Source organism: Methylobacterium sp. B1 (genome assembly GCF_000333255.1).
GTDB classification, from domain to species: Bacteria; Pseudomonadota; Alphaproteobacteria; order Rhizobiales; family Beijerinckiaceae; genus Methylobacterium; species Methylobacterium fujisawaense.
This window is the reverse complement of sequence record NZ_BACT01000730.1, coordinates 1-7,246: the sequence shown is the minus strand read 5'-3', so window position 1 is coordinate 7,246 and position 7,246 is coordinate 1. Positions and strand designations below refer to the sequence as shown.

The window sequence follows — 7,246 nt, the reverse complement described above, 5'->3', positions numbered from 1 at the left end:
GTTCGACATCCTGAACGCCGCCTTCCTTAACGGCGTGTCGAGCCACATCTTCGACTTCGACGACACCCACCTGAAGACGATCATCCACCCCGCCGGCCCGGTCGCCTCGGCGATCCTGGCCTATGCGGAGATGAAGCCGGTCACCGGCAAGGCCTTCCTCGACGCCCTCGTGGTCGGGATCGAGACCGAGTGCCGGATCGGCAATGCCGTCTACCCGAACCATTACGATGCCGGCTGGCACATCACCGGCACCTGCGGGCCGTTCGGCGCCGCGGCGGCCGCCGGCAAGCTGATGGGTCTCACCGAGCAGCAGATGGTCTACGCGCTGGGGCTCGCCGCCTCGCAGCCCGTGGGCCTGCGCGAATCGTTCGGCTCGATGAACAAGAGCTTCAACCCGGGCCGGGCAGCCTCCAACGGCCTGTTCGCCGCGATCCTGGCGGCGAAGGGCTTCACCTCGTCGGACGGGATGATCGAGGCCAAGCGCGGCTGGGCGAACACGATCTCCACCAAGCAGGACTGGTCGGAGATCACCGACGGCCTCGGCAGCCGCTACGAGGCGCAGCTGAACACCTACAAGCCCTTCGCCTGCGGCATCGTCATGCACCCGACGATCGACGCGGCGATCCAGATCCGCGACGCCGACCACGTCCGGCCGGAGGACATCAAGCGCGTCGACCTGAAGGTCCATCCGCTGGTGCTGGAGCTGACCGGCAAGACCGCGCCGAAGACAGGCCTGGAGGGCAAGTTCAGCATCTACCACGCGGCGGCGGTGGCCTTCGTGGAGGGCGCGGGCGGCGAGAAGCAGTTCAGCGACCGGGCGGTGAACGATCCGCGCGTGGTGGCGCTGCGCCAGAAGGTGGTCCCGGTGATCACCCCCGGCATCGAGCCCGCGCAGGTCGACATGACCGTGACGCTGAACGACGGGGCGGACCGTCACCGGTACATCGAGCATGCCATCCGCAGCGTCGAGAAGCCGATGTCCGACGCGCAGCTGGACGCGAAGTTCGCCGATCTCGCCGCCGGAATCCTCCCGGAAGCGCAGGCCAAGCGGGTGATGCAGCTGTGCCGGTCGCTGCCCGAACTGAAGGATGCGGGCGACGTGGCGCGGGCCGGCGTGTCGGGGGCGTAGACGGCCGGCGCAGCCCGCGGGATCATTTTCAGCCCCCGTGCCGTTCCCCGTGCGCGTGGCTTCCGTTGCTCCCGGCGGAGGCCCGCACGTCGCGTACGGGATGCGGATCAGCGTATGGGTACCAAAACCCCGGTCGGGGTCGAACCGGCAGCCCGATCCAGGGCGCCTCTGCTTCCGCCGCGGCCGACCCGCGTCGCCGCGGCCGAGACGCCGCGGGCCTCCATGGCGTCGCCCGTGGTTGTCGGGGCGACCATCATCGCGGCCCTGTATTTCGGTCGCGAGATCTTCATCCCCATCGCGATCGCGTTGCTCCTGTCGTTCGTGCTCACCCCGCTGGTGAACCGCCTGCGGCGGCTGCGGCTGCCCCGGCTGGTGGCGGTCGGCGTCAGCGTCGGTCTGACCCTGGGCATCGTGGCCGCCCTGGCGACCCTGATCGGCATCCAGGCGGCGGATCTCGCGGGCGACGTCCCGCGCTACCGGGCCACCATCGAGCGGAAGATCAACGGGCTGCGCGACTCGCCCGTCGGACACGCCACGGAATACGTCGCCAATATCGGGCGGGCGCTCCATGGCGGCGCCAAGGAGGTGAACAACCCGGAGGCGCAGCCGCCCGCGCCGCCGACACCGCCGCCGACGCCGCCGGGTCCCGAGCAGCCCCAGGCCGCGCCGAAACCCGTCCTGGTCGAGGTCGCCGCGAGCCCGCCGGGCCCGATCGAGATGCTGTCCACCGTGCTCTCGCCGGTGATGCATCCGCTGGCGACGGTCGGCATCGTCTTCGTGGTGCTGCTGTTCGTGCTGATGCAGCGCGAGGATCTGCGCGACCGCATGATCCGGCTGGCGGGATCGAGCGACCTGCACCGGACCACCGTGGCGATCGACGACGCCGCCAAGCGGCTCAGCCGCTACTTCGTGGTGCAGCTCGCCCTCAACGCCGCCTTCGGGATCGTGATCGGCATCGGCCTCTACGTGATCGGCGTGCCGAATCCGGTGCTCTGGGCGATCTTCGCGGCCCTGATGCGCTTCGTGCCGTATCTGGGGGCCGTCCTGTCGGCCCTCCTGCCGATGGCGCTCGCCGCCGCGGTCGATCCCGGCTGGAACATGATGATCGCCGTGGCGATCCTGTTCGTCGTGCTGGAGCCGCTCACCGGCCAGGTCTTCGAGCCGATCGTCTACGGGCAATCCACCGGGCTCTCACCCTTCGCGGTCCTGGTCTCGGCGCTGTTCTGGACCTGGCTGTGGGGACCGGTCGGCCTGCTGCTCTCGACGCCGCTCACCGTCTGCCTCGTCGTGCTCGGCCGCTACGTGGAGCGTCTGGAATTCCTGGACGTGCTGTTCGGCGACCGGCCGGCCCTGACCCCCGTCCAGAATTTCTATCAGCGGGTCCTGGCGGGCGATGCCGAGGAGGTGCTGGGCCATGCCGAGCTGATCCTGCAGCAATGCTCGCTCTCGTCCTATTACGACGACGTGGTGCTCAAGGCCCTCGAACTCGCCGCCCAGGACGCGGCCCGGGGGGTGCTGACCGCCCAGCAGAAGGCGGCGATGCGCGCGGCCCTCGCCGAGCTGATCGCCGACCTCTCCGACCGGAGCGACGCCGTCGCGGCCGCGTCCGGCGACGGGGAGGAGGGCGCCTGCAGCGCGCTGCCGATGGGTCCGACCCCGGAGGCGCTCTCCGAGGACTGGACCCGCGCGGGCGCGGTCCTGTGCGTCGCGGGCCGCGGCTTCCTGGACGAGGCCGCGGCTGCGATCCTCGCACAGATCCTGGAGAAGCGCGGCCTCGGCGTCCGCACGATCCCCTTCGCCGAGACGGCTTCCGCGCGGATCGGGCGATTCGATCCGGGAACGGCGCGCATGGTCTGCGTGGTCTCCCTCGCCCTCGACGGCGAGCCGACCCATCTGCGCCGGCTGATCCGCCGGCTGAAGGGTCGGTTGCCCGGGGTGCCGATCCTGCTCGGCCTGTGGCTCGCCCAGGATGACGGGGCGAGCCGCCTTGCCGGCGGACCGGGGGGCGCCGCGGAGGCCGATGGGCAGGTGGGGTCGCTGCGCGAGGCCGTCGAGGCGGTCCTGGCGCAGGCGGACGCCACCGGTGCAGCCGGAACCGGCGCGGCGCCGGACGGCGCCCCGGACCCGGAACGCGGGGCGCCGCGTCTGCCGGCCTCGGCCGACGCATGAGCCCGGGGGGCTTGACGGGCGGGGGGGCGCCCCGGTTTCGTCGGGATCGGGCAGTCGGTCGGGCGGCCTTCGGGCACAGCAGGGAACGGAACGGATGAGCGTCGTCGAACTCGGACGGTTCATGGACGACCTCGCGGACGCGTCCGGCAAGGCGATCCTGCCGTTCTTCCGCGCCCAGTTCGGCCTCGACGACAAGGCCCGCGGCGGAGCGCCGTTCGACCCGGTCACCGAGGCCGACCGGGCCGCCGAGGTCGTGCTCCGGGCGATGATCGGCCAGACCTTTCCGGGCCACGGCATCCTCGGCGAGGAATTCGGCTCGGAGCGCACCGACGCCGAATGCGTCTGGGTCCTCGACCCGATCGACGGCACCCGGGCCTTCATCGGAGGCCTGCCGACCTGGGGCACGCTGATCGGGCTGAGCCGCAACGGCGTCCCGGTGCGCGGAATGATGCACCAACCCTATCTGGCGGAGCGCTTCACCGGGGACGGGCGCAGCGCGCGCCTGCGTGCGCCGTCGGGCGAGCGGACACTGCGGACGCGGCGCTGCGCGGACCTCGCCCAGGCGATCCTGGCCACCACGGATCCGCGCCTGTTCGCGGCGGGCGCGGAGGCCGAGCGCTTCCGGTCGCTGGAGGGGCAGGTGCGGATGTCCCGCTACGGCGCCGATTGCTACGCCTACTGCATGCTGGCCGCCGGCCAGATCGACCTCGTCGTCGAGGCCGGGCTGAAGCCCTACGACATCGTCGCCCTCATCCCGATCGTCGAGGGGGCCGGGGGGCGTGTCACGGCCTGGGACGGCGGTCCTGCCGCGGGCGGCGGGCGCGTGATCCCGGCGGGCGACCCGCGGCTGCACGAGGCGGCGCTCAAGGTGCTGAACCCGTGAGGCGGCGGCGGCGCACGGCCATGTCTTTGAACGGGGGAACGGACGGGCGCGCGGCGGTCGGAGGCACGCGCTCTCCCGCGCCCCTGTGCAGGGGGCGGGAGCGCGTGGGGACTCCGATCCGCCGACAGGATCCATCCGCGTGCTGCTGAACGCGCTGATCCTGTTCACGACCCTGGTCCCCCGAGCCGAGGCCGGCGCGGCAGCCCTCACGCACGCCCTGCCGCCCCTCGCCGCGGCCTCCGCCCACGCTGAAAGCCCGCCCCCGCGCTTCGATCCCGCCACCCGCTCGGTCTCCAACTGGCACGCCCAGACCGGCGCGCAGCTGATGCCGCGGGCGCTGGCGGTCACGGCCTCGCTGGCGGAGGATCCGCCCTACGTCGCCCGCTGCGTGCGGCTCAACAACGGCTGGTGCATCAAGTCCGCCCGCTGGTCCGGCGAGATCGGCGCCGACGGGGAGGGCCACACCGCCTTCGCCACCCTCGAGGACGGCGCCGATGCCGCCGCGAGCCTGCTGCGGCGCTACTACCGCGATTACGGCCGGCGTACGGCGCTGGCCATCGTGCGCCGCTGGGCGCCGGCGGAGTGCCGCGTCGCGTCCGCACCCGCGCGGCCGGGGCGCTCGGCCGTGCCCCCCGCCGTCTCGGCGGCCCTCGCGCCGCGGGGCCTCGGGCGTACCCTCCGGGCCCGCTATCTCGCCGCGCACCGCCCCGGCGGGGCGCCACGGGGCCGGGCGGCCCTGCGGGTGCAACCCTGGTCGCCCCTCGCCCGGATGGCCGGCCGTCCCGCCCGCCGCCCAGCTGCCGTGCCGCGCGTGGCGATGCTTCAGCCGGTGCCCGACATCGCGGCCGGGATCGCCCCGTCGGCCGAGCCGGCGCGGCCGGCCCGGAGCGTCGCCGATCCGGCGGCGCTCCTCGAGCGGAAGACAGCGAGCCGGGTTCCGAGTGCCGAGCGGATGGTGGCCGAATCCGCGCTGCTGCCGGCGATCGCCGCCGGCCTGCCAGTCCTCGACCTGCGCCTGCCAGCCCCGCTCTGCACCGGCGACGAGGTCCGGATCCAGGCCTATGCCGGTCGGATCAGCGCCAGCGTCGGCCTGAAGCCCGGCGACGACCTCGACCTGTTCGGGCCGGACGGCACGCCGCGCGCCAATCTGGCCCCGGTGATGCAGGCGATGTCGGCGGTGGAACTCGGCACGCTCCGGGCCGGCCCGGACCTCGTCGCCGGGGCGATCGCACGGCTGAGGCCGCTCACGCCCGCCGCCATCGGTGCAACGCCTTAGCGTCAAGCCTTGCGGTTCGGCCCCCGCCGCGCCACCTCTGCCCGGCCTGTTCCCCTCACGACGAGCCCGCCCGTGCCCCTGATCGACCTTGCCGCGCGCGCCGGCTCGGCCGTCAAAGCCTTCGCCGAAGCCTCGCACGACCTGCTGGTCCAGCCGACCCTGCGGCTGGGCGTGACCGGGCTCGCGCGCTCGGGCAAGACCGTCTTCACCACGGCCCTGATCCACCACCTCGTGGAGACGCACGCGCTGCCGGCCTTCGCCCCCGCGCAGGAGGGCCGCCTGCGCCGCGCCAAGCTGGTGCCCCAACCCGACGACGACGTGCCGCGCTTCCCCTTCGAGGAGCATTTCGCCACGCTCACCGAGGCGCGGTGCTGGCCGCGCTCCACCGACCGGATCAGCCAGTTCCGCCTGGAGATCGCCTACGAGCGTGCCGCCGGCTGGCGTACCGGCCCGGCCACCCTGATGCTCGACGTGGTCGACTACCCGGGCGAATGGCTCCTCGACCTCGCCCTGATCGAGACCAGCTACACGGCGTGGTCCCGGGCCACGATCGGCGGCACCCGCCGCCCCGGCCGCGCCGCCGTGGCGGCGCCCTGGCTCGCGGCGCTGAAGGGCTTCGATCCGAACGGCCCCCTCGACGAGGTCGCGGCCGAGCGGGCGAGCGACGCCTTCAAGACCTACCTCGCGGGCCTGCGCGCCGGCCCGGAAGCGGTGGCGACGACGCCGCCCGGCCGCTTCCTGATGCCCGGCGACCTCGCGGGCTCCCCGGCGCTGACCTTCGCGCCCCTCGACCGGCTCCCCGAGGCGATCGCGCCCGACAGCCTCGCGGGGCTGATGGAGCGGCGCTTCGAGGCCTACAAGACCAAGGTCGTGACGCCGTTCTTCCGCGACCATTTCCAGCGGGTCGACCGGCAGATCGTGCTGGTGGACGTGCTCTCGGCGGTCGATGCCGGCCCCACCGCCCTGGCCGAGCTGGAGGAGGCGCTGGATGCGGTGCTGCTCAGCCTCAACATCGGCCGCAACACGGTGCTGTCGCGGCTGTTCGCGCCGCGGGCCGACCGCGTGCTGTTCGCCGCCACCAAGGCCGACCACCTCCACCAGACGAGCCACGACCGGCTCGACGCCCTCCTGCGGCTTCTCGTATCCCGGGCGATGCGGCGGACGGAGGCGGCGGGCGCCCGGGTGGGCACGGTGGCGCTGGCCTCCGTGCGCGCCACCCGCGAGACCACCGTCCATGACGGGTCGGACACGCTGCGGGCGGTGGCCGGCACCCCGGAAGCCGGCGAGGTGGTGGGCGACGAGGTCTTCGACGGCAACAGCGAGGCCGCGATCTTCCCGGGCGAGCTGCCGGCCCGCGCCGAGGCGGTGCTGGAGGGCGCGGTGGAGCCGGGCTCGCTGCGCTTCCCGCGCTTCCGGCCGCCGCTGGTCAGGCCCGACGGGCTCGGCCGCCCCGGCCACCTGCCGCAGATCCGCCTGGACCGGGCGATGCAGTTCCTGATCGGCGACCGTCTGGCGTGACGATGTGTGCGACTCCGCGGAGCCTTCGAGCATGACCTCCGGCCAGAAACCCCGCGCCTTCCGGATCACGCCCGAGCCGGCCGCCGAGCCGAGCGTCATCACGACGCCGCTCGCCGCCCGGCCGCCCCAGGCCCGGATCGTGGACGAGCCCTTCGAGATCGTCGATGCCGCCGACGGCGTCGCCGTGCCGGTGGCGCCGCGGTCGCGCTCGCCCTGGGGCACCCTGTTCCTCTCGGCGGTGGGCGGCCTCGTCTCCCTCGGCGTCGGCCTG

General features: G+C 73.5%; 5 protein-coding genes and 1 pseudogene. All 6 read left to right on the top strand.

What is annotated here, in order from left to right; genetic code table 11:
• The coding region (locus I53_RS21370; protein WP_043354454.1) for an MmgE/PrpD family protein at positions 1 to 1,129 on the top strand (1,129 nt) is incomplete at its 5' end.
• Positions 1,130 to 1,243: 114 nt separating this feature from the next.
• Entirely contained in the window at positions 1,244 to 3,298 is a 2,055-nt protein-coding gene (locus I53_RS21365) for an AI-2E family transporter (protein ID WP_043354452.1), read from the top strand.
• 94 nt (positions 3,299 to 3,392) lie between these two features.
• Entirely contained in the window at positions 3,393 to 4,181 is a 789-nt protein-coding gene (gene hisN / locus I53_RS21360) for a histidinol-phosphatase (protein WP_043354450.1), read from the top strand.
• Positions 4,182 to 4,320: 139 nt separating this feature from the next.
• A complete protein-coding gene (locus tag I53_RS21355) occupies positions 4,321 to 5,457 on the top strand; it encodes a hypothetical protein (RefSeq protein WP_043354448.1) in 1,137 nt (378 codons plus the stop codon).
• 72 nt (positions 5,458 to 5,529) lie between these two features.
• Positions 5,530 to 6,975 carry a YcjX family protein gene (locus I53_RS21350; protein WP_043354447.1) on the top strand — a complete coding sequence of 482 codons (1,446 nt, stop codon included), beginning with the start codon at positions 5,530 to 5,532 and terminating at the stop codon, positions 6,973 to 6,975.
• Positions 6,976 to 7,006: 31 nt separating this feature from the next.
• Positions 7,007 to 7,246, top strand: a pseudogene (locus tag I53_RS21345) (TIGR01620 family protein); the annotation flags it as partial.